General features: G+C 71.7%; 25 protein-coding genes. 21 read left to right on the top strand and 4 right to left on the bottom strand.

Annotation, left to right across the window (positions count from 1 at the left end):
* The first annotated feature begins 57 nt into the window (after positions 1–57).
* The 16 genes from ACOJV9_RS11135 to ACOJV9_RS11060 all read left to right on the top strand — a co-directional run bounded on the left by ACOJV9_RS11135 (position 58) and on the right by ACOJV9_RS11060 (position 14,869).
* Positions 58–579, top strand: coding sequence for a DinB family protein (locus ACOJV9_RS11135; protein WP_420185284.1), 522 nt, complete (start codon positions 58–60; stop codon positions 577–579).
* Complete coding sequence (locus ACOJV9_RS11130; RefSeq protein ID WP_420185283.1) at positions 576–1,907, top strand: cation:proton antiporter domain-containing protein; 1,332 nt, start codon at positions 576–578, stop codon at positions 1,905–1,907. Before ACOJV9_RS11135 ends, ACOJV9_RS11130 begins: the two co-directional genes overlap by 4 nt.
* Positions 1,908–2,419: 512 nt before the next feature.
* Positions 2,420–3,481, top strand: a complete 1,062-nt coding sequence (locus tag ACOJV9_RS11125; protein ID WP_420185282.1) for a DUF222 domain-containing protein — start codon at positions 2,420–2,422, stop codon at positions 3,479–3,481.
* Complete coding sequence (locus ACOJV9_RS11120) at positions 3,478–3,810, top strand: hypothetical protein (RefSeq protein WP_420185281.1); 333 nt, start codon at positions 3,478–3,480, stop codon at positions 3,808–3,810. The genes ACOJV9_RS11125 and ACOJV9_RS11120 overlap by 4 nt, the downstream gene beginning before the upstream one ends.
* A 31-nt stretch (positions 3,811–3,841) precedes the next feature.
* Positions 3,842–5,113 carry a serine--tRNA ligase gene (gene serS / locus ACOJV9_RS11115; protein ID WP_420185280.1) on the top strand — a complete coding sequence of 424 codons (1,272 nt, stop codon included), beginning with the start codon at positions 3,842–3,844 and terminating at the stop codon, positions 5,111–5,113.
* 34 nt (positions 5,114–5,147) lie between these two features.
* Complete coding sequence (locus ACOJV9_RS11110) at positions 5,148–6,359, top strand: alpha-hydroxy acid oxidase (protein ID WP_420185279.1); 1,212 nt, start codon at positions 5,148–5,150, stop codon at positions 6,357–6,359.
* A gap of 134 nt (positions 6,360–6,493) precedes the next feature.
* Entirely contained in the window at positions 6,494–7,549 is a 1,056-nt protein-coding gene (locus ACOJV9_RS11105) for an ABC transporter substrate-binding protein (protein WP_420185278.1), read from the top strand.
* A 26-nt stretch (positions 7,550–7,575) separates the two neighbouring features.
* On the top strand, positions 7,576–8,643 hold the full coding sequence (locus ACOJV9_RS11100; RefSeq protein ID WP_420185277.1) for a FecCD family ABC transporter permease: 1,068 nt from the start codon (positions 7,576–7,578) through the stop codon (positions 8,641–8,643).
* On the top strand, positions 8,640–9,674 hold the full coding sequence (locus tag ACOJV9_RS11095) for a FecCD family ABC transporter permease (protein WP_420185276.1): 1,035 nt from the start codon (positions 8,640–8,642) through the stop codon (positions 9,672–9,674). The genes ACOJV9_RS11100 and ACOJV9_RS11095 overlap by 4 nt, the downstream gene beginning before the upstream one ends.
* Positions 9,671–10,465, top strand: a complete 795-nt coding sequence (locus tag ACOJV9_RS11090; RefSeq protein WP_420185275.1) for an ABC transporter ATP-binding protein — start codon at positions 9,671–9,673, stop codon at positions 10,463–10,465. Before ACOJV9_RS11095 ends, ACOJV9_RS11090 begins: the two co-directional genes overlap by 4 nt.
* Positions 10,462–11,304, top strand: coding sequence for a siderophore-interacting protein (locus ACOJV9_RS11085; protein ID WP_420185274.1), 843 nt, complete (start codon positions 10,462–10,464; stop codon positions 11,302–11,304). The genes ACOJV9_RS11090 and ACOJV9_RS11085 overlap by 4 nt, the downstream gene beginning before the upstream one ends.
* A 25-nt stretch (positions 11,305–11,329) precedes the next feature.
* Positions 11,330–12,127, top strand: coding sequence for an HAD family hydrolase (locus ACOJV9_RS11080; RefSeq protein WP_420185273.1), 798 nt, complete (start codon positions 11,330–11,332; stop codon positions 12,125–12,127).
* Positions 12,124–12,906, top strand: coding sequence for a DUF1206 domain-containing protein (locus tag ACOJV9_RS11075; RefSeq protein WP_420185272.1), 783 nt, complete (start codon positions 12,124–12,126; stop codon positions 12,904–12,906). Before ACOJV9_RS11080 ends, ACOJV9_RS11075 begins: the two co-directional genes overlap by 4 nt.
* A 21-nt stretch (positions 12,907–12,927) precedes the next feature.
* Complete coding sequence (locus tag ACOJV9_RS11070) at positions 12,928–13,344, top strand: pyridoxamine 5'-phosphate oxidase family protein (protein WP_420185271.1); 417 nt, start codon at positions 12,928–12,930, stop codon at positions 13,342–13,344.
* Positions 13,344–14,186 carry a TrmH family RNA methyltransferase gene (locus ACOJV9_RS11065; RefSeq protein WP_420185270.1) on the top strand — a complete coding sequence of 281 codons (843 nt, stop codon included), beginning with the start codon at positions 13,344–13,346 and terminating at the stop codon, positions 14,184–14,186. Before ACOJV9_RS11070 ends, ACOJV9_RS11065 begins: the two co-directional genes overlap by 1 nt.
* Positions 14,187–14,233: 47 nt before the next feature.
* A complete protein-coding gene (locus tag ACOJV9_RS11060; protein ID WP_420185269.1) occupies positions 14,234–14,869 on the top strand; it encodes a VOC family protein in 636 nt (211 codons plus the stop codon).
* Between the two features lie 18 nt (positions 14,870–14,887).
* On the opposite strand, the gene purB is transcribed toward ACOJV9_RS11060, so the two are convergent.
* Positions 14,888–16,297: an adenylosuccinate lyase gene (purB, locus tag ACOJV9_RS11055; protein WP_420185268.1), complete on the bottom strand. Its 1,410-nt coding sequence runs from the start codon at positions 16,295–16,297 to the stop codon at positions 14,888–14,890.
* A gap of 91 nt (positions 16,298–16,388) precedes the next feature.
* Between purB and ACOJV9_RS11050 the strand changes: the two genes are divergently transcribed.
* A complete protein-coding gene (locus ACOJV9_RS11050) occupies positions 16,389–16,985 on the top strand; it encodes a dihydrofolate reductase family protein (protein WP_420185267.1) in 597 nt (198 codons plus the stop codon).
* Positions 16,986–17,005: 20 nt separating this feature from the next.
* Here the strand turns inward: ACOJV9_RS11050 and ACOJV9_RS11045 are convergent, their stop codons facing one another.
* Both ACOJV9_RS11045 and ACOJV9_RS11040 read right to left on the bottom strand, forming a co-directional pair.
* Positions 17,006–18,691 (bottom strand): substrate-binding domain-containing protein, encoded by a 1,686-nt coding sequence (locus tag ACOJV9_RS11045; protein WP_420185266.1) that lies wholly within the window; start codon positions 18,689–18,691, stop codon positions 17,006–17,008.
* A gap of 43 nt (positions 18,692–18,734) precedes the next feature.
* The gene (locus ACOJV9_RS11040) at positions 18,735–19,121 is read right to left on the bottom strand and encodes a phage holin family protein (protein ID WP_420185265.1); all 387 of its coding nucleotides are present in this window, start codon (positions 19,119–19,121) and stop codon (positions 18,735–18,737) included.
* Positions 19,122–19,196: 75 nt separating this feature from the next.
* Between ACOJV9_RS11040 and hisC the strand changes: the two genes are divergently transcribed.
* Together hisC and ACOJV9_RS11030 are read left to right on the top strand one after the other, a co-directional pair.
* Positions 19,197–20,297 (top strand): histidinol-phosphate transaminase, encoded by a 1,101-nt coding sequence (gene hisC / locus ACOJV9_RS11035; RefSeq protein WP_420185264.1) that lies wholly within the window; start codon positions 19,197–19,199, stop codon positions 20,295–20,297.
* Positions 20,298–20,452: 155 nt separating this feature from the next.
* Positions 20,453–23,776 (top strand): S8 family serine peptidase, encoded by a 3,324-nt coding sequence (locus ACOJV9_RS11030; protein WP_420185263.1) that lies wholly within the window; start codon positions 20,453–20,455, stop codon positions 23,774–23,776.
* Between the two features lie 68 nt (positions 23,777–23,844).
* Here the strand turns inward: ACOJV9_RS11030 and ACOJV9_RS11025 are convergent, their stop codons facing one another.
* Positions 23,845–24,297, bottom strand: coding sequence for a hypothetical protein (locus ACOJV9_RS11025; RefSeq protein ID WP_420185262.1), 453 nt, complete (start codon positions 24,295–24,297; stop codon positions 23,845–23,847).
* Between ACOJV9_RS11025 and ACOJV9_RS11020 the strand changes: the two genes are divergently transcribed.
* Positions 24,284–24,562, top strand: coding sequence for a hypothetical protein (locus ACOJV9_RS11020; protein ID WP_420185261.1), 279 nt, complete (start codon positions 24,284–24,286; stop codon positions 24,560–24,562). The two genes, ACOJV9_RS11025 and ACOJV9_RS11020, sit on opposite strands and share 14 nt — an antisense overlap.
* 199 nt (positions 24,563–24,761) lie before the next feature.
* On the top strand, positions 24,762–25,973 hold the full coding sequence (gene pdhA, locus ACOJV9_RS11015) for a pyruvate dehydrogenase (acetyl-transferring) E1 component subunit alpha (protein ID WP_420185260.1): 1,212 nt from the start codon (positions 24,762–24,764) through the stop codon (positions 25,971–25,973).

Raw genomic sequence — 25,973 nt, 5'->3', positions numbered from 1 at the left:
CGTACCTCACCTGCGAACACGTCACGGCAGCGTCGTTCGGACGCCTACCCTGAGGCAATGAGCAGCATCGAGCCGGACGCCAAGGACTGGACCTGGACGCTCGACCGGGCCTGTCCGGACTGTGGGTTCGACGCCGCAGCGGTCCCGCCGGACGACATCGCTCGGCTCGTCACGGCATACACGGAGCAGTGGGCGGGGGTGCTCGCCCGACCGGACGTGGCGACCCGGCCGGACCCGACGACGTGGTCCCCGCTGGAGTACGCGTGCCACGTCCGCGACGTCTGCGACCTCTTCGCCGACCGGGTGGGGCTCATGCTCGACGAGGACGGCGCCGCCTTCGCCAACTGGGACCAGGACGCGACGGCGGTCGAGAGCGACTACGCCTCACAGGACCCGCGCGTCGTCGCGGACGAGCTTGCCGTCGCCGCCGACCGTCTCGCGCAGGCGTATGCCGGCCTGTCCGGTCCCGCGTGGGAGCGCCGGGGGGTGCGGTCCAACGGGTCGGAGTTCACCGTGCTCACCCTCGGCCGCTACGGCCTGCACGACCTCGCCCACCACCTCTGGGACGTCCGGGCGTGAAGCCCGCCTGGATCTACGTCGCGCTGGGGCTCGCCCTCTTCCTCGCCGTCATCGTGCCGCCGGTCCTGCACCGGTGGAAGGTCAACGCCCCGATCGTCCTCGTGACCCTCGGCCTCGTCCTCGGGCTGCTGCCCGGCTTCCGCGACCTCGACCTCGACCCCACGTCGCACGAGGTGGCGGTCACCCACATCACCGAGTTCACCGTGCTCGTCTCGCTCATGGGCGTGGGGCTCGCGCTCGACCGGCCGCTCAGCCTGCGCGACGTCGGCTCGTGGCGGACGTGGTCACCGACGTGGCGCCTCCTCGGCATCGCCATGCCGCTGTGCATCACCGGTGTCGCGCTGTTCGCCTGGGGTGCGCTGGGGGTGGCGGTGCCGGCCGCACTGCTGCTGGGCGCGGCGCTCGCGCCGACCGATCCGGTGCTCGCGTCCGACGTCCAGGTCGGCGGCCCGAACGAGGGTGAGGGGGGCGGTGACGTCGAGGACTCCGAGGAGGTCGACGAGGACGACGAGGTCCGCTTCGCGCTGACGAGCGAGGCCGGGCTCAACGACGGGCTGGCGTTCCCGTTCGTGTACGCCGCGATCTTCCTCGCCACCATGGGGGGCGTGGCCGAGTGGGGTGGTCGCTGGGTGGCCTGGGAGCTCGTCGGCAAGATCGCCATCGGCGTCGCGGTGGGCGTCATATCCGGTTGGGCGGTCGCCCGGCTGGCGTTCACGGCCCGTGTGGAGGAGCTCCGTTTCGCGGCGACGGGCGAGCCGCTCATCGCCATCGCGGCCCTGCTCGCGACCTACGGCGTGGCGGAGGTGATCGGTGGCTATGGATTCCTCGCCGTCTTCACCTGCGCCATGGCGATGCGCAGCTTCGAGAGGGCGCACTCCTACCACCACGACATGCACGAGGTCATCGAGCGACTCGAGCGGCTGCTCACCCTCGTCGTGCTCCTGCTGCTCGGCATGGCCCTGACCAACGGGCTGCTCGCCAACCTCGACTGGCGCGGCGTCGCCATCTCGCTCTTCCTGCTGCTCGTGCTGCGTCCGCTCGCCGGGCTCGTGTCGTTCCTCGGCCACCCGCACCGCGAGGGGCCGCGCGACTTCGACCGGCGCGAGCGCGTCGTCGCCGCCGTCTTCGGCGTGCGTGGCGTGGGCTCGCTCTTCTACCTCGCGTATGCCGCGTCGCACGCCGAGTTCGACGAGATCCGCTGGCTGTGGTCGGTCGTGGCCTTCACGGTCGTCGTCTCCGTCTACCTGCACGGGTTCACCGCGCCCTTCGCCATGGCGTGGCAGGAGCGCGGCGAGCAGTCGACCAGGGACGCCGCCGCGCGCACCTGAGGGCACACTCCGCCTCGGTCCCGCGGAACGCGCGAGATGCCGCTCGTTCCGCAGGACGCGGGCACGGCCACGTCCACATGAACAGGTCGTCTCCGCAGACGCTGTCGGTGAGCGTGATGATGCTCTGCACTGTCGGCGCGCTGGCTCGGGTGTTCTAGGCCCATGCCGTCGACGAAGACACCTACGACACTGGTACGACGACATCCCCGACTTTATTGGGGAGTTCCCACAGATCTCATCGGTCTCGTCCATCCGGCTTGGTGAGCGCTGGGTGCTCCGGCAGAATCGGACGGCTGGGACGAGGAGCCACACGACCTTCTCCGCGCTCTCATACGCGTTCACGCTCGCAAGGTTGCAACTGCCCTCGAAGCCGACCTCACGGACAGCTGGTTGCTCGTCAACATGTGGGCGATCCGCAAGTGACGACGTTCCCTATCCCCTGCCTGAGAGCCACACCGCTTCGGCCGTAATGGTCGTGTGGCGTTGTCGGTGCTCGCATATAGCTTGAACGTATGGAGGCGACGCCAGCGGTAGAAGGGCCTGAGGTTCAGGTTCTCTCCGTCGTGTCGTCGTTGGCCGACCTGAACCCCGAAGGGCTGACCGAAGCCGAGCGTGTGTCGGTTGTGGCGGCGCTGGAGCGACTCAAGGGTGCCTCAGCCGCTGGCCAGGCGCGCCTGACTGCGGCTGCTGTGGTGGACCGCGAGGCACTCGGTGAGGACTCGCGCAGCGTTCGGGCGGACCTCGCGTTGGCGCGATGCTGTTCACCGACCTTGGCCGACCAGCACGCCGGCGTCGCCAGAGCGCTGGTCCACGAGATGCCGATGACGATGGCCGCGCTGGAGCGCGGGGACATCAGCGAGCGGCGCGCGACCATCGTCGTCCGGGAGACCGCCTGCCTGAGCCTCGAGCACCGCGCCGAGGTCGACCGGCGTCTCGCCCCGACGATCGCCTCCCTCGGTGACAAGGCCCTTGCTGCCGCCGCCCGCCGGGCCGGTGCCGCCCTGGACGCCGAGTCGCTGTCCGAGCGGAACCGGCGTGCTGTGGCGAGCCGGCGGGTGTCGGTGCGCCCTGCCGCCGACGGGATGGCCTGGTTGTCGATCCTTGGTCCGATGAAGGACGTCATCGGCGCCCACCTCGCCCTCACCGCCGAGGAGGGTCGCCGGAACGTTCTCGACCCCGACCTTCCCTCCGGCCAGTGGGAGGTTGCCGCGGCTACGGCCCGTGCCGATGTCCGCGGCAAGGGTGCGTGGCTCGCCGACCGAGCGCTGGAACTCCTGTCAGGGCGTGCGAAGGGACAGCCTCAGCCGGTCGAGGTCGGCCTCGTCATGACCGACCGCACCTTGCTGCCGGCCGCGTTCGGGGGTCAGGCGCCCACCGACGACGTGGCCAACATCCCCGGGTGGGCGCCGATGTCCGGCCGTGAGGCGCGCGCGGCCGTGGCCGACGTCCTCGATGCCGAGACGGGTCACGGCGAGGCGTTCGCCTGGTTGCGGCGGCTCTTCACCGACCCCACGGGTCGTGACCTCGCCGCGTGCCCTGGTGCGACGCGCCAGCCGTGCAGGCCGATCACGTGACCGCAGCCCACGCGAACGGCCCGACGGACGCTGCGAACGGCGCCGGGCTGTGCCAGCGGCACAACCTCATCAAGGAGCTCGACGGCTGGCACGTGAGGGTCGAGTCGACAGGTCTCGACGGGACCGGACCACACGGCGTACGCATCCAGACCCCGACCGGGCGCACCCACGACGCCACCGCACCACCGATCCTCGGCGCGGGCTGGCTCGAGCCCCACCGTGACGTCCACATCCAGGACCTGCCCCTCCCGGCAGACCCGTGGGGGGGCTGGATTCCGGACCCACCCGACGAGTGGTTCGTGCGCGACGACGAGATGCACGTCGCCTGACCACATCGAGGTCACCACTAGGCTGGCGCGCGTGATCGACCTCAAGCTGCTCCGCGAGAACCCCGACCGAGTGCGCGCCTCGCAGCGCGCGAGGGGTGAGGACGAGGGCGTCGTCGACGCCGTCCTCGCGGCGGAGGAGAAGCGGCGCTCGAGCCTCACGGCATACGAGCAGCTGCGGGCCGAGCAGAAGTCGATGGGCAAGGACGTCGCCAAGGCGCAGGGCGACGAGAAGCAGGCGCTGCTCGCACGCACCAAGGAGGTCGCGGCCCAGGTCAAGGCCAACCAGGCCGCCGCCGACGAGGCTGCCGATGAGCTCGCGACCCTCGCACGGACCATCGGCAACGTCATCGAGGACGGGGTCCCGGTCGGCGGCGAGGACGACTACGTCGTGCTCGACGAGGTCGGCACGCCGCGCGACTTCGCGGCCGAGGGCTTCGAGCCCAAGGACCACCTCACCCTCGCCGAGGGCCTCGGCGCCCTCGACATGGAGCGCGGCGCCAAGGTCTCGGGCTCACGCTTCTACTTCCTCAAGGGGGTGGGCGCGCGCCTCGAGATGGCGATGCTCAACCTCGCCATGCAGCGGGCCATCGAGGCCGGGTTCGTCCCGATGATCACGCCCACCCTCGTCAAGTCCGAGGTCATGGCCGGCGCCGGCTTCCTCGACCACCACGCCGACGAGGTCTACCGACTCGAGGCCGACGACCTCTACCTCACCGGGACGAGCGAGGTGGCGCTCGCCGGCTACCACGCCGACGAGATCCTCGACCTCGGCCAGGGTCCGGTCCGCTACGCCGGGCAGTCGACCTGCTACCGCCGCGAGGCCGGGAGCTACGGCAAGGACACCCGCGGCATCATCCGCGTCCACCAGTTCAACAAGATCGAGATGTTCGTCTACTGCCGGCCCGAGGACGCCACCGCCGAGCACGAGCGCCTCCTCACCTTCGAGCGGGAGATGCTCGAGGCCATGGAGCTCCCCTACCGCGTCATCGACACGGCGGCCGGTGACCTCGGTGGCCCGGCGGCGCGCAAGTACGACTGCGAGGCGTGGGTCCCCACCCAGGGCCGGCACCGCGAGCTGACCTCGACCTCGAACTGCACGACCTTCCAGGCCCGCCGCCTCAAGACGCGTTACCGCGTCGCCGGTGGTGGCACCGAGGTGGCGGCGACGCTCAACGGCACTCTCGCCACGACCCGCTGGCTCGTCGCGATCCTCGAGAACCACCAGCAGGCGGACGGCTCGGTGGTCGTGCCGGCAGCGCTGCGCCCGCTGGTCGGGCTCGACGTCCTCACCCCCGTGGGCTGATCCTCCCCGGAGTGAGGTCCGATACGGTCGCTCGATGGGAACCCGCCGCCGCCGTCCCCGCGTCCATGAGCTCGCGCCGCTGCTGCGGCCCAAGCCCATCGTGTGGAGCTCCCGACGCCGACGGCTCGACTCGGCGCTGACGATCGCCGACCTGCGCACGGTGGCCCGGCGACGGACCCCGCGCAGCGTCTTCGACTACACCGACGGCGCCGCCGAGGGCGAGATCAGCCTCCGCCGCGCGCGGGAGACGTTCGATGGCCTGACCTTCCACCCCTCCGTGCTGCGCGACGTCGGTGTGGTCGACACGTCCACCACGATCCTCGGCGCGCGCTCCGAGCTGCCCTTCTCGTTCGCCCCCACCGGGTTCACCCGGATGATGCAGCACGAGGGCGAACCGGCGGTCGCCCGCGTCGCCGAGCGGGCCGGCATACCGTATGCGCTGTCCACCATGGGGACGACGTCCATCGAGGAGGTCGCGGCAGCGGCACCCGGCGGCCGGCGCTGGTTCCAGCTCTACGTCTGGAAGGACCGCTCCGCCGGCGAGGCGCTCATGCGCCGGGCCGCCGCAGCGGGGTACGACGCCCTCGTCCTCACCGTCGACGTCCCGGTGGCCGGGGCGCGGCTGCGCGACGTGCGCAACGGCTTCTCCCTGCCGCCGGCCCTCACGGCGAAGACGGTGCTCGACGCGGCCATGCACCCGAACTGGTGGGTCGACCTGCTCACCACCGAGCCCCTCGAGTTCGCCTCGCTCACCTCGTGGGACGGCCCGGTCGCGGAGCTGCTCAACTCGCTCTTCGACCCGACGATGACGCTCGACGACCTCGCCTGGGTGCGGTCCGCCTGGGACGGGCCGCTCATCATCAAGGGTGTCCAGACGGTGGCCGACGCCCAGCGGGTCGTGGACGCCGGCGCCGACGCGATCGTGCTCTCGAACCACGGTGGCCGCCAGCTCGACCGCGCCCCGGTGCCGCTGCGGATCCTCCCCGAGGTCAGGGCGGCGCTCGGTGACGAGGCCGAGATCCTGCTCGACACCGGCGTCATGTCGGGGGCTGACATCGTCGCCGCCCTCGCCCTCGGGGCCGACAGCGTGATGGTCGGCCGCGCCTACCTCTACGGCCTCATGGCCGGTGGCGAGGAGGGCGTCCAGCGGGCGGTGGACATCCTCGGGAGCGAGGTGCGCCGGACGATGGCGCTGCTCGGCGTCGGCTCCGTGGCGGAGCTGACGCCCCAGCACGTCACCCTCTGAGGTGGAGCACGGCGGCCAGCCGGTCGCCACGGGCCGCCACGGCGGACGGGATTTGACAGAGTTAGGTAACCCTAAATTAGGGTCGCCTTACTGCTCTGTCGCCGCGCCTGCGTGGCCCGATCCCAGAAGGTTCCATGCTGACTCGCCGCACGATCGTCGCCGCCGCCTCCACGGCCGTCGCCGCCCTCGCCCTCACCGCCTGCTCCACCGGCCCGACCACTGAGGCCGCGGCCGACCCGGCGACGTCGTCGTCCGCCGGCGTCGACAAGGACGGCTTCCCCACGACGATTCGGCACGCGTTCGGCGAGACCACCGTCAGCGCCGAGCCGAAGCGCGTCGCCACCGTCGGCTGGAACGACGCCGACGTCGTCGTCTCGCTCGGTGTCGTCCCGGTGGGCGCCACGAAGATCACCTGGGGTGGCAACCCGAAGGGTTCGACCGACTGGTTCGACGCCGGCGTCACCGAGCTCGACCCCGACGCGCAGGTCACGCGCTACGACGACACCGCCGGTGTCCCCGTCGAGGAGATCGCGGCGACCAAGCCGGACCTCATCCTCGGCGTGAACTCGGGCATCTCCAAGGAGGAGTACGACAAGCTCTCCAAGATCGCGCCGACCGTGGCCTACCCCGGCGCTGCCTGGGGCACCTCGTGGGAGGACAGCGTCAAGCTCGTCGGCCAGGCCCTCGGCCGCACTACCGCGGCCACGCAGGTCACCGCGGACACCAACCAGCAGATCGACGAGGCCGTCGCGAAGTACCCCCAGATCAAGGGCAAGTCGGCCGCCTGGGCCTGGTTCACGCCGACCGACCTCTCCGTCGTCAGCCTCTACACGACGAGCGACCTTCGCCCGCAGATCCTGCGTCGCTTCGGCATGGTCGACTCCCCGACGGTCACGGCGCTGAGCAAGGGCAACACCCAGTTCAGCAGCAACCTCTCCGCCGAGAAGTCCTCGACGCTCGACGCCGACGTGCTCATCTTCTACGTCGAGAAGCCCGAGGAGGTTCACGTGCTGAAGAAGAACGCGCTCCTCGGCCAGATCCCGGCCCTGAAGTCCGACCGCTACGTCGCGAGCGCCGACAACGCCGTCGCCCTGACGATGTCGTCGCCGTCGCCGCTCTCGATGCCGGTGGCGCTCGAGAAGTTCCTCCCGAAGATCGCCTCGGCGGTGGACGGAACGCCCGCACAGTGACCGTCCGGGCCACCGTTGCGCCCGGTATGCCGGCCCACCCAGAGCGTGGGACCCGCGCCCAGCCGGCAGCCCCGGCCCACCTTCCCTCGAAGGTCGGCCGGGGTGGCCGCGTCCCCGCGACCGCTGTCGTCGTCGGCGGGCTGCTGGCCGTCGCCTCCGCGGTCGTGCTCTCACTGCTCGTGGGCACCCAGTCCGTCGCGCCCGCCGACGTCGTCGCCGCGCTCACCGGCACTGGGGTGTCCGAGGACGTGGCCGGCGTCGTCGCCTCGCGGGTCGACCGGACCCTCATCGCCCTCGTCGTCGGTGCCGCGGCCGCGGTCTGCGGCGTCGTCCTCCAGGGCCTGACCCGCAACCCCCTGGCCGAGCCGGGCATCCTCGGCATCAACTCCGGCGCGGCCCTGTCCGTCGTCATCGGGATCAAGCTCTTCGCGATCTCGGGAGTCGGCGGCTACGTCTGGTTCGCCCTCGCGGGAGCCTGCGTCACCGCGGTGCTCGTCCAGCTCCTCGCCCTGCTCGCGCCCGTGCGCGCCCAGCCGGTGACGATGGCCCTGGCCGGCGCCGCCGTCATGGCGACCTCGACGAGCATCGTCGGCGCGATCCTCGTCTCCGACCGGGGCGCCCTCGACGTCTTCCGCTTCTGGCAGGTCGGGTCGGTGGCCGGTCGTGGCGCCGGCATCATCCTCGACGTCGCCCCCTTCCTCCTCGTCGGCTTCGCCCTCGCCCTCTCGTCCGGCTCGGTGCTCAACACCGTCGCCCTCGGCGACGACCTCGCCCGGGGGCTGGGGCAGCGGGTCCTGCTCCACCGGGTCCTGGCCGCCGCCGGCGCCATCCTGCTCGCCGCCTCCGCCACGGCGCTCGCCGGGCCGATCGCCTTCGTCGGGCTGGTCGTGCCGCACGTCGTGCGGGCCGTCGTCGGGCCGGACCACCGGCGCATCCTGCTGGGCACGGTCTTCGCCGGGCCGGTGCTCGTCGTCGTCGCCGACACCCTGGGCCGCGTCGTCGCCGCGCCCAGCGAGGTGCAGGCCGGCATCATCTGCGCCGTCGTGGGCGCGCCCTTCCTCGTCGCGCTCGTGCGCCGGACGAACGTCGCATGAGCACCTCAGTGCTCTCGCTGCGCGCGGCGAGGCGAGGTGTCCACCGCCGCCAGCGGCTCCTCGTCGCCGCGCTGGTCGCCCTCGTCGTCGGCCTGTTCCTCGTGCGGGCACTCCTGGGCGACTACCGCATCTCGTTCGTGGACGGCATACGCATGGTCACCGGGACCACCATCCCCGGTGCCTCCTTCATCTTCCTCGAGTCGACGCTGCCGCGGGCCTGCATGGCCGTGCTCGCGGGTGCGGCGTTCGCCTCGGCGGGCGCGGCCTACCAGTCGATGCTCCGCAACCCGCTCGCCAGCCCCGACGTCCTCGGCATCAACCTCGGCGCCAGCGCTGCGGCCGTCTTCGCGGTCGTCCTGCTCGGCTGGACCGGCACCCCCGTGGCCGTCGTCGCCTTCCTCGGTGCGGTCGCGGTGGCCGCGACGATCCACGGCTTCGCCGGGCGCGGGGGTGCGGCCACCGGGCGGATGATCCTCGTCGGTGTCGGGCTGGCCGCGGTCCTCAGCTCGGTCGTGCACTGGGTCCTGCTGCGTGCCGACATCTACCGCGCGCAGGACGCCCTCGTCTGGCTCACCGGCAGCCTCGGCTCGGTCACGTGGAGCGAGATCTCCCGCCTCGCCGTCGTCGTGGCCGTCGGGCTGCCGCTGCTGGCCGTCGTCACCCGCCAGCTGGGCGTGCTCGGCCTGGGCGACGACCTCGCCGCCGGCCTGGGAGTGCGCGCCGGCCGGCTGCGCCTGCTCATCACCGCCCTCGTCGTCCTCCTCACCGCGTCGGCGACCGCCGTGTGCGGACCCGTCGCCTTCGTCGGCTTCCTCAGCGGCCCGATCGCCCGCCGCCTGGCGCGCGGCCGCACCTCCATCCCGGCCGCGGCGCTCGTCGGCGCCGCGATGGTCCTCGCGGCCGACTGGGTCAGTGCGTATGCCGTGCCCGGAACCGCCTACCCCGTCGGTGTCGTCACCGGGCTCGCCGGCGCCCCCGTCCTCGTCTGGCTGCTCGTCGCCGGCCGCCGATCGATCCAGGAGAGCTCATGAGCACGCTGCAGGCCGAACGCCTCACCCTCGCCTACGACAAGCGGGTCGTCGTCGAGGGCCTGGACATCGTCGTGCCGACCGGCCGGGTCACCGCCGTCGTCGGCCCCAACGGCTGCGGCAAGTCCACCCTCCTGCGCGGGCTCTCCCGCCTGCTCGCACCGACGGACGGGCGGGTCCTGCTCGACGGCCAGGTGATCGGCGAGCTCCCCACCAAGGAGGTCGCCAGGCGGCTGGGCCTGCTGCCGCAGCAGCCGATCGTCCCGGAGGGCATCACCGTCGCCGAGCTGGTCGAGCGCGGCCGCCACCCGCACCACGGCCTCTTCCGGCAGTGGTCACGCGAGGACGAGGCGGTCGTCGCCTCCGCGCTCGAGATGACCGAGCTCGTCGAGCTCGCCGGCGTGCCCGTCGACAGCCTCTCCGGAGGCCAGCGCCAGCGCGCGTGGATCGCCATGGCGCTGGCGCAGCGCACCCCCGTGCTGCTCCTCGACGAGCCCACGTCGTTCCTCGACATCGCCCACCAGATCGACGTGCTCGAGCTCGTCCGCGACCTCAACGAGCGCGAGGGCACCACCGTCGTCATGGTCCTGCACGACCTCGCGCTGGCCGCCCGCTACGCCGCCCACCTCGTCGCGATGTGCGGCGGGCGAATCGTCGCCGAGGGCGCCCCGTCCGAGATCGTCACTCCCACCGTCATCGAGTCGGTCTTCGGGATCGCGGCGTCCGTCGTCGCCGACCCCACCACCGGCGACCCGGTCGTCATCCCCCACCGCAGGAAGCGAGACCCGTCATGACCGTCCTCGACCGCGTCGCCATGAAGGCGGCCACGACCTACGCCCGGCTCACGATGGCCTCACCGATCTACCGCGAGGGGGACGCGCAGTTCGAGATGACCGTCGCCGCGGTCAGCGACCTCGGCGGCGGGATGCGCCGCATCACGTTCGTCGCGGACGAGCTGCGCGACTTCCGGCTCGTCGGCGCGGACGAGTACTTCGGGCTGCTCATGCCCCGGGCCGGCGCGGCCCTGACCCTGCCCGACGGCACCCGCGAGAACGTCCGCGCGGCCATCGCCGACATGCCGGAGGGCGAGCGACCGGACCTGCGCTGGTACACGGTTCGGGCCCACCACGCCCACAACGGCACCATCGACGTCGACGTCGTCACCCACGGGGACTCCGGCCCCGGGTCCGCCTGGGCCTGCGCCGCGACGGTCGGTGACCGCGTCGGGTTCCGCTCCGGCGGGGCGCTGTTCCGCGGGCACGAGTGCGACGGCCCGATGGTCCTCGTCGCCGACGAGACGGCGCTGCCGGCGCTCGCCGCGATCCTCGCCGCGCACCCCGAGGTCGTGGACCGGGCCACGATCCACGTCGAGGTGGCCGACCGGGCCGTGCTCGCGGCGTACGCCTTCGGCGGAGCCGACGTCCGGGTGCACGACCGCACCGACGGGGTGCCCGGCTCGGCCGTCCTGCCCGCCCTGCGGGCCGCCGAGCTCGGAACCATCGCCTACGCCTGGCTGTGCGGCGAGTCGGGGATGGTCACCGAGGGCCGACGCGAGCTCGTGCGGCACGCTGGGGCCGACCGGCGCCACGTGCTGTTCTCGGGCTACTGGAAGCTGGGGCAGCAGCGGGGCTGAGCCCGGGGCTGGATAGGTTGGCGCCATGACGGCCACCCCCCACCTCGTCGCCCTCGACGTCGACGGCACGACCATCAACCACGCCGGTGACATGTCACCGGCGGTGCACGCCGCCGTCCGCGCCGCCGTCGACGCCGGCCACCACGTCACCATCGCCACCGGGCGCGCGATCCTCGCGACCCTGCCGATCCTCGCGAAGCTCGGGATCAGCACGGGGTATGCCGTGTGCTCCAACGGTGCGGTCACCCTGCGTCTCGACCCGCAGGCCCCCGAGGGGTACGAGGTCATCGAGGCCGTGACGTTCGACCCGCGCCCGGCCCTGGAGCTGCTCCGTGGCGAGTGGCCCGACGCCGTGGTCGCCGTCGAGGAGCTCGGCGTGGGCTTCAAGGTCAGCGCGCCGTTCCCCGAGGGGGAGCTCGAGGGACAGATCACGGTGGTGCCGTGGGAGGAGCTGCTGTCCGAGCCGGTCACCCGCGTGACGTTCCGGTCGCCGGGCGGGACAAGCGAGGACTTCACCGAGCTGACCGAGCGGATCGGCCTGCACGGGGTCAACTACGCCGTCGGGTTCACGGCCTGGCTCGACATCAACCCCGAGGGCGTCAGCAAGGGCTCCGCCCTCGAGATCGTCCGCCGCCGGCTCGGGATCGAGCCGGTCCACACCGTCGCCGTGGGGGACCAGCGCAACGACCTCGAGATGCTGCACTGGGCCGCGCGGGGAGTGGCGATGGGCAACGCCCCGGACGAGGTCAAGGCCGTGGCCGACGAGACGACCCTCGACGTTGACGACGACGGCCTCGTTCCTGTGCTCCAATCACTGCTGTGACTGACACCGCGCGCAAGGTCGGCGACCACGACATCATCGAGAAGGGCGCGCGTCTCGGGATGGTGATGAGCGGTGTCATCCACCTCGTCATCGCGTGGATCGCCCTCAAGGTGGCGTGGGACCTCGGTGGTGGCTCCGACAGCGCCGACAAGTCCGGGGCGCTGGAGACCGTCGCCGGTGGGACGACCGGGCCGGTGCTGCTGTGGCTCACGGTGCTCGGCTTCGCGTTCCTCGCGGTCTGGCAGGCGAGCGAGGCCGTCGTCGGGCGGCACGGCGCCGAGGTGAGCGACCGGGCCAAGGCTGCCGGGAAGGCGGCCATGTACGTCTTCTTCGCCTACTCCGCCTATGCCGTGACCAAGGGCGCGATTTCCTCCGACGAGCAGAAGACCGACGAGGCCACCGCGGGACTGATGTCGAGCCCCGGCGGGCGCGTGGCCGTGGGCCTCCTCGCGCTCGCGATCCTCGGCGCCGCCGGCTACCACGCCTGGAAGGGCTGGACCAAGGGGTTCCTCGAGGAGCTGCGCTCGCACCCGGGGCCGTGGGCGGTTTCCGCCGGCCGCGCCGGCTACCTCGCCAAGAGCGTCGCCCTCGCGGTCGTCGGGCTGCTCTTCGCGTCGGCCGCCCTGTCGTCGCGCGCCGCCGACGCGGGCGGCATCGACGCGGCCCTCAAGGAGGTGCGCGACCAACCGTTCGGTCCGTACCTGCTCACGGTGGTGGCCCTGGGCATCGCCGCCTACGGCGTCTACTCGTTCGTCAAGGCGCGGCTCGCGAAGCTGTGAGGACAGGGCAGGATGGGGAACATGCCCAAGGCCCCCCTGCCGCCCGAGGTCGCCGAGCTCTTCGCGCGACCGAACCCCGCCGTCGTCGCCGTGCTGCTGCCGAGTGGCGCCCCGATGTCGGTCGCCACGTGGTACCTCGTCGAGGACGACGGCACCGTGCTGCTCAACATGGACGCCGGCCGCGCCCGGCTCGAGTGGATGCGCGAGCACCCCGACGTCGCACTGACCGCCCTCAAGGAGGGCGAGTGGTACACCCACGTCAGCATCCGCGGACAGGTCGTGCGCTGGGAGGACGACCCGAAGAAGGGCCTGGCCGACATCGACCGGCTGTCGGTGCACTACACCGGTGGTCCCTACCGCGTGCGCGACCGCCCGCGGGTGAGCTGCTGGGTCCGGGTGGACCACTGGCACGGCTGGGGCCAGGCCAAGGCCGAGTGATGTCGCCGCGTCCCGACCTCGAGATCACCTCGGCCGCGAACCCCCGGCTCAAGCAGCTCGTCGCCCTGCGCCGGCGCCGGGCCCGTGACGAGGCCGGCGTCACCGTCGTCGAGGGGTTCGAGGAGCTGGGGCTCGCGCTCGACGCCGGGGTCCGGCCGCGGACGCTGTTCTACGCGCCCGACCTCATGCTCGACCCGTCGGCGCAGCTGGCCGTCGTCGACGGCGCGCGGGCCTCCGGCGTCGAGACGGTCAAGGTCTCGCGGTCCGCCTTCGAGAAGGTCGCCTACCGCGAGGGACCCGACGGCTTCCTCGCGCTCGTACCGGCGGTCCGTGGCGATCTCGCCGACCTCCAACTGCCGCCTGCGCCACTGGTGCTCGTCTGCGAGGGCCTCGAGAAGCCGGGCAACCTCGGCGCCATGCTCCGGACCGCCGACGCCGCCGGTGTCGACGCGGTCATCGCCGTCGACCCCGTCACCGACTGGGGCAACCCCAACGTCGTGCGCGGCTCCAAGGGGACCGTCTTCTCGGTTCCGGTCGCGAGTGCCACGCTCGGTGAGACGGTCGCCTGGCTGCGGGCGGCCGGCATACGCCTGGTGGCGACCACCCCGGACACCGAGACCCTGCACACCGACGCCGACCTCACCGATGGCGTGGCGATCGCGGTCGGGACGGAGAAGTTCGGGTTGACCGACGAGGCGCTGCGCGCGGCGGACGTGCGGGTGCGGATCCCGATGCACGGCAACGTCAACTCGCTCAACGCCTCGGCGGCCGCGGCGATCGTCGTCTACGAGGCCGTGCGGCAACGGTCGGCGTCCTCGCAGGTCACGGCGCTCCCGCTCTGAGCGACCCGTGTCAGGAGCACCCCTCGTGGTGTGTCACGATTATCGGCATGCGAGTCGACCATGTTGTCTATGCCGCAGAGAGCGACGGTGCCCGGGCCACGGCTGAACGCCTGGCCGTGCAGCTGGGTGTCGAGGGGGTCGACGGGGGTGTGCACCCGAGGTTCGGGACGCGCAACGTCATCCTGCCGCTCCTCGGCGACCGTTATCTCGAGGTCGTCGAGGTCCTCGACCACCCCGCGTCCGACAAGGCGCCCTTCGGCCAGGTCGTGCGTGCCCGCTCGGCCGCCGGTGGCGGCTGGCTGGGCTGGGTGCTCTGCGTCGACGACATCTCCGTGCAGGAGCAGCGCTTCGGCCGCGAGGCCGTGATCGGCAGCCGGCACCGTCCCGACGGCGTCGAGCTGCGCTGGAAGCAGCTCGGCATCAAGGGTCTGCAGTCCGACCCCCAGCTCCCGTTCTTCGTCGAGTGGGACGCCGAGGTGCCTCACCCCTCTGGTGTCGGCCCGACCGAGGCCTCTCTCCGCTCGCTCGAGATCGCCGGCGACCCCGACCGCGTGCGCGACTGGATCGGCGTCGACCGCGACTACGTCCCCGAGGGCATCGACTTCAACTTCGTCGCCCCGCGCGGCAACCCGGGCATCCTCTCGGTGACCTTCGAGACCCCGAGCGGCTCCGTCACCATCTGACCCTCCCCGCGGACCGGCTCAGCCGAGGTGGTCCACCAGTGCGGGGGCGAGCCCGACGTAGGACTGCGGGGTCATCGCGGCGAGGCGCTTCTCGACGTCGGCCGGCAGGCCCAGGCCGCGGACGAACTCGACGAGCTCGGCCTGGCCGATCCGACGGCCTCGGGTGAGCTCCTTGAGCCGCTCGTAGGGCTCCTCCATGCCGGGCACGCCCTGCGCGCCCAGGGCCCGCATCGCCGACTGGATCGGCTCGCCGAGGACCTCCCAGTTGGCGTCGAGGTCGCGCTCCATCGCCTCCGGGACGGCGTCCAGCCCGGCGAGCCCGCGGGTGGCGTTGTCGAGGGCGAGCAGCGAGTGGCCGAGGGCCACGCCGATGTTGCGCTGCATCGAGGAGTCGGTGAGGTCGCGCTGGAGGCGGGACTGGACGAGGGTCGAGGCGAGGACGTCGAGGAGGGCGTTGGAGACCTCGAGGTTGGCCTCGGCGTTCTCGAAGCGGATCGGGTTGACCTTGTGCGGCATCGTGCTGCTGCCCACCGTGCCCTGCCCGCGGACCTGGGCGAAGTAGCCCATCGAGATGTAGGTCCAGACGTCGGTGCACATGTTGTGCAGCACCCGGTTGAAGCGGGCGACGTCGGCATAGAGCTCGGCCTGCCAGTCGTGGCTCTCGATCTGGGTGGTGAGCGGGTTCCAGGTCAGGCCGAGGCCCTCGACGAAGCTCTCGCTGACCTCCTCCCAGTCCGCCTCCGGCACGGCCGCGAGGTGCGCGCCGTAGGTGCCGGTCGCGCCGTTGAGCTTGCCGAGGAACTCGGCATCCTCGACCCGGCGCAGCTGGCGCTGGAGGCGCCACGCCAGCACGGCCAGCTCCTTGCCGAGGGTCGAGGGCGTCGCCGGCTGCCCGTGGGTGTGGGACAGGAGCGGGACCGAGCGCAGGTCCGAGGCCATCGTCGAGAGGGCCTCGACGAGCGCGGACGCCCGCGGCAGCCACACCTCCTCGATGGCGCCCTGGACCATGAGGGCGTAGGAGAGGTTGTTGACGTCCTCGCTCGTGCAGCAGAAGTGGATGAGCTCGGCCAGCCCCTTGTCCTCCGTGGCCGGCGCGATCTCGGTCAGGCGCTTCTTGAGGAAGTACTCGACCGCCTTGACGTCGTGCTGGGTGACCTTCTCGGTCTCCGCCATCTCGGCGATCTCGTCCGGGCCGAAGTCCTCGACGACGCGGCGCAGCCTGGCCTTCTCGTCGTCGGTGAGGCGACGCACGCCCGCCACGACCTCGCGGTCGGTGAGGTGGATGAGCCACTCGATCTCGACGTGGATCCGCTGACGGTTGAGCGCCGGCTCGGACAGGTGGTCGACGAGCGGGGCGACCGCGCCGCGGTAGCGGCCGTCGAGGGCGCCGAGCGCGATGGCAGGGGTGACGTCAGCGAGAGAGCCCATGATGCTCATCCTCCCACTGCGCCCGGGTCACGCAGGACCCGCCGGGGCCGACGCCCTTGTGGCACCTCCGGCGGAGGCGGAGGGTGGAGCCATGAGCAGAGTGGTCGCCGACATCACCATCTCCCTCGACGGCTTCGTCACCGGCCCCGACGCCGGTCCCGAGGCGGGCCTCGGCCGTGGCGGGGAGCGGCTGCACGCCTGGGTGGCGTCGAACCACGAGGTGGACCGCACCGTGCTCGAGCGGTCGACGGCGGCCACCGGCGCGGTCGTCATGGGTCGCCACCTCTTCGACGTCGTCGACAGCCCGTACGGGTGGAACGACGAGAGGGGCTACGGCGCCGACCAGGCCGCCACTCCACCCTTCTTCGTCGTCACGAGCAGCCGGCCCGAGAGCGTCCGCCTTGCCGCGACCCACGACTTCACCTTCGTCCTCGACGGCCCGGCGGCGGCGGTCGAGCTCGCCCGCTCGGCGGCCGGCGAGCGCGACGTCTACGTCATGGGTGGTGCACAGGTCGTCCGCGGCTGCCTCGAGGCCGGGGTCGTCGACGAGCTCCGGCTGCACCTTTCACCCCTGGTGCTGGGCAGCGGCACCTCACTCTTCGAGGGTGCGGGCCGTCGCCTGCTGACCCAGCGGGAGGTGCTCGTGTCACCGCTCGCCACGCACCTGAGCTACGACGTCGGCGACTGACCCCGCCGGGCCTCGTCGGGTCAGGGCGCCTGCGAAGGCTCCCGGGAGAGCAGCGCCTGGACGAACACGGTGAGCAGGTCGTCAGGAGTGTTGGCGCTGTAGCTCGAGCCGCCGGTGAGCGCCGAGATCCGCTCCAGCGCCTTGAGGTCCGCCTCGCCCATGCCAATGGTGATGACGCGCACCGGCTTGGCGGGGTCCTTCAGGCGGTTGATGTGCGAGACGAGCTGCTCGAGGCTGAGACCTCCACCGGGGTCGTCGTTCTTGCCGTCGGTGACGATGACGACCGAGTTGTAGTAGGCGGAGTCGTACGTCCGCGTCATCTCGCTGAACGCGGCGGCGGTCGTGTCGTAGAGACCGGTGTCGCCACTGATGTAGGTCGGGAACTTGCGCAGCGCGGTGACGATCGCGTCACGGTGGGTGCCGGAGTCCACGGGCTCGTCCAGCCGGGCCATGGGGGCGATCGGGACCCAGTCCTTGCCCTTGCCGCCCTTGTCGGTGGAGAAGATCCAGCCACCGACCTGGCTGCCGGCGGGCAGGCGCTGGACGGCCGTGATGAGCGACTCCTCGGCCACCTTGGCGCGGGTCTTGCCGCCGGTGTCCTTGGCCACGGTGGTCATCGACCCCGAGACGTCGACGATGGCGAGCATGCGGGCGTCGGCCTTGAGGACGTCCCACTGATGCAGGGCTCCTTGGCGTGCCGTGGCGGGTGGCTCGGCCAGGGCCGCGACCTCGACGGCCGGCTTCCCGTCGATCGAGGGGCCGGGGGCCTCGGGGCTGGGCCGGAAGCCGGCCGCGGTGAAGGCGTCGACCGCGGTCGTCGACGTGAGCGCCCGCCAGCCGGCCTCGGCCACCTGCTGCAGCTCCGGCGTGAGGTCCGGCGCGGGGATGTACGGGTAGTTGAGCCAGGGCGTGCCGCCCCGCGGGGCCAGCGCCTCGAGGAGGTCGGGGGTCGACGCGCTGAACGTCGCGAGGGACTGTTCGCCGATCGGGAACGGCTCACTGCGGGTGGTCGTCGACGTCGACGGGTCCTTGGCCCCCTCGAGCAGGTCGTCGGTGCTCGACGCCGCGAACCGCGAGAGCAGGATGATGCGTTGCCCGGCGGTGATGTCCTTGGCGGTGCTCGCACCCTGCGACGCGAGGAAGGCCAGCCGGCTGGCGGTGTCGAGGTGCGGGTTGGCGAGGTGCACGGCGCCGGACCTGTTGATGAGGTCGCCCCACGACGTGAACGCACCGGAGAGCCTGTCCTTGCTCGTCACCGGGTTGGCCAGGACGACGGGCGAGGCGGCGAGCGAGCCCCGCGAGGCCCAGTCGGCCGTGACGGAGGACCCCGGACTGCCGGCCTCGGTCTGGTCCAGCCACACCGTCGAGTCGGCGACCCAGACATCGGGGGCGCGGCCCTGCCTGATGCGGCTGGCCACCGTCGACGAGCGTGTGGCGCTCACCTCGTAGCGGTGGCACGGGTCGGCCTTCGTCGCCGCGGCGAGCTGGGCGGTGACGACCTCGGCGATCTCCGGCGCCACCTCCAGCTCAAGGGGTGCGCTGGTGCAGGCGACCGCGGGCCGCGACGCAGCGGTGTCCGGGTCGTCGGACCCGGTGCCCCGTTCGACCGCGTAGGCGGCTCCGGCGACGACGAGGGTGCCCGCGACCAGGGCGGCGATGACGCCGCGTCGGCCGGGAGCGTTGGAGGGAGCTTCGTGACGACCCATGGGGAATCTGTCCGTGACTCGGAGTGGGGCTCGGCCCGACGCCTCAGTCGTCGTCCTCGGGAAGGACGACGCTGAGGAGCCAGGAGACGAGCGTGATGATGACCGCGCCGAGGACCGCGTCCCAGAAGAACTCGTCGATGGTGAACGCCAGTCCGAGCGGCTCGGCGATCCACTCGGTGATCTGCAGCATGAACGCGTTGACGATGAAGGTGAACAGCCCCAGTGTGAGCACGATGACCGGGAACGACAGCACCTTGGCGATCGGCCGGATGACGGCGTTGACGAGGCCGAAGAGGAGCGCCACGAGCACGACCGTGACGATCTTGGCGGTCCACGCCTCCTCCTCGCCGAAGCTGATGCCGGAGATGAGGCCGGCCGCCGCCCACAGGGCGACGGCATTGATGAGGACGCGGATCAGGAAGTTCTGCACGCCGTCATGGTCCCACGAGGGCGGCGTCGTGGGAGGGGCATTCCGGTCTCTGCACCGGCCTCTACAGTGGCGGGCATGAGCGAGAGCACCCCCGCGGCCCCCTCCGTCCGCGTCCGGCTGCGTGACGCGCTGGACGCCGTGCCCGCCTACGTCGCGGGCCGGCCGGCGGTCGCCCAGGCCGGCACCACGGCATACAAGGTCTCCTCGAACGAGAACCCGTACCCGCCGCTGCCGTCGGTGCTCGAGGTCGTCCGCGAGCAGGCCGGCCAGATGAACCGCTATCCCGACATGGGCGTCTCGGCGCTGACCGAGGCGCTCGCCGCCCACCTCGACGTGCCCGCTGCCCGGATCGCGACCGGCCCCGGCAGCGTCGGCGTCCTCGGGCAGATCATCACCGCGTTCTGCGACCCCGGCGACGAGGTCGTCTTCGCCTGGCGCTCCTTCGAGGCGTACCCGATCCTCGTCGCGCTCTCCGGTGCCACCCCGGTCACGGTGCCGCTCACGAGCGAGGCCCGCCACGACCTCGACGCCATGGCCGCCGCCGTCACCGACCGGACCAAGGTGGTCCTCGTCTGCACCCCGAACAACCCGACCGGCCCGAGCGTGCGCCGCGACGAGCTCGAGGCCTTCCTCGACCGCGTCCCGGAGGACGTGCTCGTGGTGCTCGACGAGGCCTACCTCGAGTTCGTCTCCCGCGAGGACGCCCCCGACGCGCTCGCGATCCACCGCGCGCGCCCCAACGTCGCCGTGCTGCGCACCTTCTCCAAGGCCTACGGCCTCGCTGGACTGCGGGTCGGGTATGCCGTGGCGCACGAACCGGTGGCCGAGGCGTTGCGCAAGGCGGCCATCCCCTTCGGCGTCAACTCCCTCGCCCAGGCGGCGGCGGTCGCCTCGCTGGACGCGTTCGACGAGCTGGACGTGCGGGTCAAGGAGCTCGTGGCCGAGCGTGCACGGGTCCTCGCGGCCCTCGCCGAGCAGGGCTGGGACGTCCCGGACACCGACGCCAACTTCGTGTGGTTCCCGGTCGGCGAGCGCACCCCCGAGCTCGTGGCCGCCTGCCAGGCAGCGGGGCTGACCGTGCGCCCCTACGGCACCGACGGGGTGCGGGTGACCATCGCCGAGCCCGAGGCCAACGACCGGCTCCTCGAGGTCACCGCGGCCTTCCCGCAGGGCTGACTCCACCCCTAGGGGTGATTGCACAAGATTCTGTGCCAGACCTCTGGCGGGTCGAGCAACGAGAGGTCACACTTACGGTTCCGCCCGCCACCCGTGGTCGGGAAGTCGTGGGCGCAGACCGGTGTCCCACGAACTGAACCGAGAGGACACCCGACGTGACACGACGCACCCTGCGCCGCAGTTTCACGACGGTCGCCGGAATCGCTGCCGCGGCACTCGCCGCGACGGCCGCTGCCCCCCAGTCGGGGGCAGCGCCCGGAGACCGAGAGCTCAACGTCGCGAAGGCGCCCACCGCGCAGTCGCAGACCGACAAGGTCAAGGCCCCCAAGAAGGGCGACAAGCTCGGCCGCCACGACCGCGACCTTCTCGAGAAGGCCGTCGACAGCAAGGCTGCCCGCGTCGTCGTCATGATCGCCACCGAGAAGGGCCAGACCGCGGCAGCGGTCAAGGCCATCACGGCCAACGGCGGTGTCGTCGCCACGGTCAACGACAAGGTCGGCTACATCAGCGCCAGCGTCCCGACCGGCAAGGTGGACGCGGTCGCCAAGAACGCCGCCATCGTCGCCGTCGACCTCAACGAGCGCATCGACCTCCCGCGTCCCGTCGCCCAGACCAGCTCCGGTGCAGAGGCGGCGGGCACAGCCGCCCCGGGGGCGAGCACCCCCGACGACAACCCGTTCATGCCCACGCGCGACATCGGCTCCATCGCCTTCAAGAAGGCGAACCCGACCTTCGACGGTCGGGGCACCACGATCGGCGTCATCGACTCCGGCGTCGACCTCGACCACCCCGCGCTGCAGAAGACCTCTACGGGTCAGCGCAAGATCGTCGACTGGGTCACCGGCACCGACCCGTTGCTCGAGAGTGACGGCTCCTGGCGAGCGATGATCACGACCGTCACCGGGCCGACGTTCACCGTCGCCCCGACGGCCACCGTGAACGGCCCCGGATCTGGTGTCGGCACCTACACCGCTCCCGCAGGGACCTTCAAGTTCAACCGGGTCGCCGAGAACATCTCCGCCAACTCGGACGCCAAGGGTGACTTCAACCGCGACGGTGACACCAACGACCGCTGGGGCATCCTCTACGACGAGGAGACCAACGACATCTGGGTCGACGCCAACCAGGACCTCACCTTCTCGGCCTCCGAGAAGATGCGTCCCTACAAGGAGCAGTTCGACATCGGCCACTTCGGTGTCGACAACCCGGCCACGGAGATCGCCGAGTCGATGCCCTTCGTCGTCGAGTTCCGCACCGGCGTCGACCTGACGGCAGCGGGCCTGCCGAAGCAGAAGGCCGACTTCGTCAACATCGGCGTCGTCGAGTCCGCGCACGGCACCCACGTCGCCGGCATCACGGCGGCCAACGGCCTCTTCGGCGGCACGATGAACGGTCAGGCGCCCGGCGCCAAGATCGTCTCCACCCGCGCCTGCTCCTGGGGCGGCGGCTGCACCGCCGTCGCGCTGACCGACGGCATGGTCGACCTCGTCACGCGACGTGGCGTCGACGTCGTCAACATGTCGATCGGTGGCCTCCCGGCCCTCAACGACGGCAACAACGCCCGTGCCCGCCTCTACGACTCCCTCATCAAGGAGTACGGCGTCCAGATCGTCATCTCCGCCGGCAACAGCGGCCCCGGCATCAACTCGATCGGTGACCCGTCGGTCGCGACCGACGTCGTGTCCGTCGCGTCCTCGATCACCAAGGAGACGTGGAAGTCCAACTACGGCGCCGACGTGAGCTCGGACGTCGCCCTGCACAACTACTCCTCGCGCGGCCCGCGTGAGGACGGCGGCTTCAAGCCCAACGTCATGGCTCCCGGGTCGGCCGTCTCGACGATCCCGACCTGGCAGCCGGGTGGCCCCGTCCCCGAGGCCGGCTACGGCCTGCCCGCGGGCTACGCCCACTTCAACGGCACGTCGATGGCCGCCCCGCAGACCGCGGGTGGCACGGCCCTGCTTCTCTCGGCTGCCAAGGCGACCAAGGTGAAGGTCACCCCGCGCCAGATCCGCGACTCGCTCTACACGAGCGCGGACTACAAGGACAACGTCGAGGCCATCGGCCAGGGCGCCGGACTCGTCGACGTCCCCGGTGCGTGGACGCTGCTCAAGACCGCTCCGAAGTCGCAGGACTACACCGTGACGGCCCCCGTCTGCACCCCGCTCTCCGGCTTCCTCGCGACGCCGCACCAGGGCACCGGCGTCTACAACCGCTGTGACGCCGCCTCCGGTGGTCTGACGGCCGGTGTGCAGAAGGACTTCACCATCAAGTCCACCCGCACCTCGGGTGCGAAGGGCAACGTGCAGCACGCCCTGCGTCTCGTCGGCAACGACGGCACGTTCTCGCTGGTGCCTGCCCAGGTCTCCCAGCCCCTGGGTGGCACGGTCGACATCCCCGTCGCAGCCAAGACCTCGACGCCGGGTGTCCACTCGGCGATCCTCGAGATCGACGACCCGGCGACGTCCATCGTCGACAAGCGGGTCCTGCTGACCGTCGTCCTCGCACAGGACCTCGCGGCGCCGTCCTTCTCCGCCGAGAAGAGCGGCACGGTGGAGCGGAACCTCTTCCAGAAGTTCTTCGTCAACGTCCCGGCGGGCGCCAAGGCCCTCCAGGTCAACCTCGGCAAGTACGCCGACGGTTCGCAGGTCCGCTGGGTCGCCTACAACCCGTACGGCAACCCGGTCGAGTCCACCTCGTCGCTCGTGTGCTTCACGAACTACAACAACGGTGGCGGCTGCAACCCGACGTCGCGTGCCTACACCAACCCGCTCCCGGGCATCTGGGAGCTCCAGGTCGAGGCACGTCGCACCACTCCGCTGCTGGCCAACCCGTTCACCATCACCGCTCGTGCCCAGGGCGTGGCGGTCGAGCCGGCGACCCAGACGGTCGAGTCGGCCAAGGTCGGGGTCGCTGCCCCGGTCTCCTGGACGGTCACCAACCAGCTCGCTCCCGTGACGATCGCGCCGAAGGGCGGGCCGCTCGGCTCGGCCGTGGCCGGTCGCAAGACGATCGCGAACCACGAGCTGCAGAAGTTCACCGTCGAGGTTCCCGAGGGTGCGACCAAGCTCGTCGCCCGCATCGGCAACCCCGCCGACCCGGCCGCTGACCTCGACCTCTTCGTCCGCAACGCGGCGGGGACGATCGTGGCCCAGCAGGCCGACGGCGACAGCGAGGAGGCCGTGACGATCAACGGCGCCAAGGGCACGTACACCATCGAGGTCGACGGCTACTCGGTTCCGGCCGGGTCCACCGCCTACGACTACCTCGACGTGTTCTACTCGGCCGGTCTCGGCACCCTCTCGGTGTCGGCGACGACGACCGAGCTCGCCACCGGCGCGTCCACCACGGTGACGGGTGCCCTCACGGCGGCCGCGGCCGCGGCGCCGGGTCGCCAGCTGTCCGGAGAGATGCAGGTCCTCTCCGAGGCCGGCGCGCTCCTCGGCACCGGTCAGGTCCTCGTCGGATCGGTCACCCCGTGACCTCGGTCTGAGCAACGCAGAGGGCCCCGCGGCGAGCAGCTCGCCGCGGGGCCCTTCGCTGTCCCGGGTCAGCCCGCGGGTGTCATCGAAAGGACCTCGAGCACCGGGCCCTGCTGGCAGGTGCTCGCCCAGTCGAGCCGCTTGACGCCGCTGACCACGACGCGCGTGCCGTCGGCGACCGTGACCGCCCCGCTGAGGACGAAGGTGCCCTCGTCGGTCTGGAGCACCCGGCACCCGGCCTCGACGCCGGCCGTGACCAGGCCGGTGAGCCGCACGACCCCGCCGGCCGCCTTCGTCGCCGACGGCAGGGGCGTGAGGTCCTCGACGAGCTCGTTCGGCTCCGCCTTCGTGACGTGGAACGGCAGGGCCTGCGGACACCGGGGGTCCATCGCGTCCATCGCGACCCCCTCGACGACGTATGCCGTCCCGGCCAGCAGCCCCTCCACAGTCCCGACGAGGACCCACTGCCGCGCGTCGCGGTCGCTCTTGAACACCACGCACCCGCCCGTGGTGCTCGTCACCCGTCCGGTCATCGTCGTCGGACGCGCGCGCCCGCTCGGTGGCATCGCCGGCGAGGTGGAGGCCGACGGCGACCCGGACGACGAGGACGGGGTGCCGGAGGAGGAGGGCATGCTCGAGGATCCCACGCCGGAGCCGGCCTCTGACCCCTCCGCTCCGCACCCGCCCAGGAGGGCGACAGCGCAGAGCGCGCTCACGGCATACACGCTGGTGCGGGAGGCACGGACGGTCGGCATGGTCATGAACCTACGACGCGACGGACGGTGAGCAGGTTCCCTGACCGGCGCGTTTGGGAGCGAGCGGCACCCTCGCGGTACGTTGGCCCCAGCAGGCTTGGGAAGCCGTCCCACACCCGGGGACGACTCCCAGACACCGCCGTCCGGGCCGCGCGCGCACCAGCGTGAGGAGCCGGCGGCCCGAGCCGGGCGTCCGCCACGAACGGGTGCCCCGGGGAACAGGAGTGCCCGTGAGCGACACCGACGTCGCTGCGACCCCGCCCGTCGGCGGAATGGACCACCACGTCTCGGTGGACCCCGCAGTCGCAGTGCCCGAACCCCGAGCAGCCGCGGACGGTGGGCCGGACATGGTCCAGCTCCTCACGCCCGAGGGCGAGCGCGTCGCCAACCCGGACTACGACGCCATCATCGAGGCCCTGAGCAACGAGGACCTGCGTGGTCTCTACCGCGACCTCGTGCTCATCCGCCGCGTCGACCAAGAGGCCACGGCCCTCCAGCGCCAGGGCGAGCTCGGTCTGTGGGCCTCGCTGCTCGGCCAGGAGGCGGCCCAGATCGGCGCCGGCCGCGCGATGCGCACGCAGGACCACTGCTTCCCCGGCTACCGCGAGCATGGCATCGCGTGGGCCCGGGGGGTGGACCCGATGCGGCTCATCGCGATGTACCGCGGGGTCGACAAGGGCGCGTGGGACCCGGCCGAGTTCGGCTTCCACCCCTACACGATCGTCATCGGCAACCAGAGCCTGCTCGGCACCGGCTACGCCATGGGCATCCAGCGAGACGGCGCCGTCGGCACCGACGACCCCGAGAGGGACTCCGCCGTCATCGCCTGCATGGGCGACGGTGCGACGGCCCAGGGCGACAACAACGAGGCGTTCGTCTTCGCCGGCGTCTACAACAGCCCGGTCGTCTTCTTCTGCCAGAACAACCAGTGGGCCATCTCCGAGCCCAACGAGCGGCAGACCCGCGCGCCGATCTACAAGCGCGCCGACGGGTTCGGCTTCCCGGGCGTCCGGGTCGACGGCAACGACGTGCTCGGTGTGTATGCCGTGACGACGGCGATGCTCGACCGCGCGCGTTCCGGCAACGGCCCGTCGCTGATCGAGGCCTTCACCTACCGGATGGGCGCGCACACGACCTCCGACGACCCGACCAAGTACCGCGTCTCCGCGGAGGTCGAGATCTGGAAGCTGCGCGACCCGATCGCCCGCTACCGGCGCTGGCTCACCTCCGAGGGCATCGCCGACGCCGAGTTCTTCGAGACCGTCGACCGCGAGGCCGACGAGCTCGGCGAGCACGTGCGCAGCGCGACCATCTCGATGGCCGACCCGGACGTGTCCGACATCTTCGACCAGGTCTACGTCGAGCCGCACCGCCAGGTCGCGGACGACAAGGCGGCTTTCACGGCATACGCCGACTCCTTCGAGACCGCACAGGGGGCCTGA

Source organism: Knoellia terrae, assembly GCF_048606435.1.
GTDB lineage: Bacteria > Actinomycetota > Actinomycetes > Actinomycetales > Dermatophilaceae > Knoellia > Knoellia terrae.
Note: the sequence above shows the minus strand (reverse complement) of the source record. Positions and strands in the feature narration are given on the sequence as shown.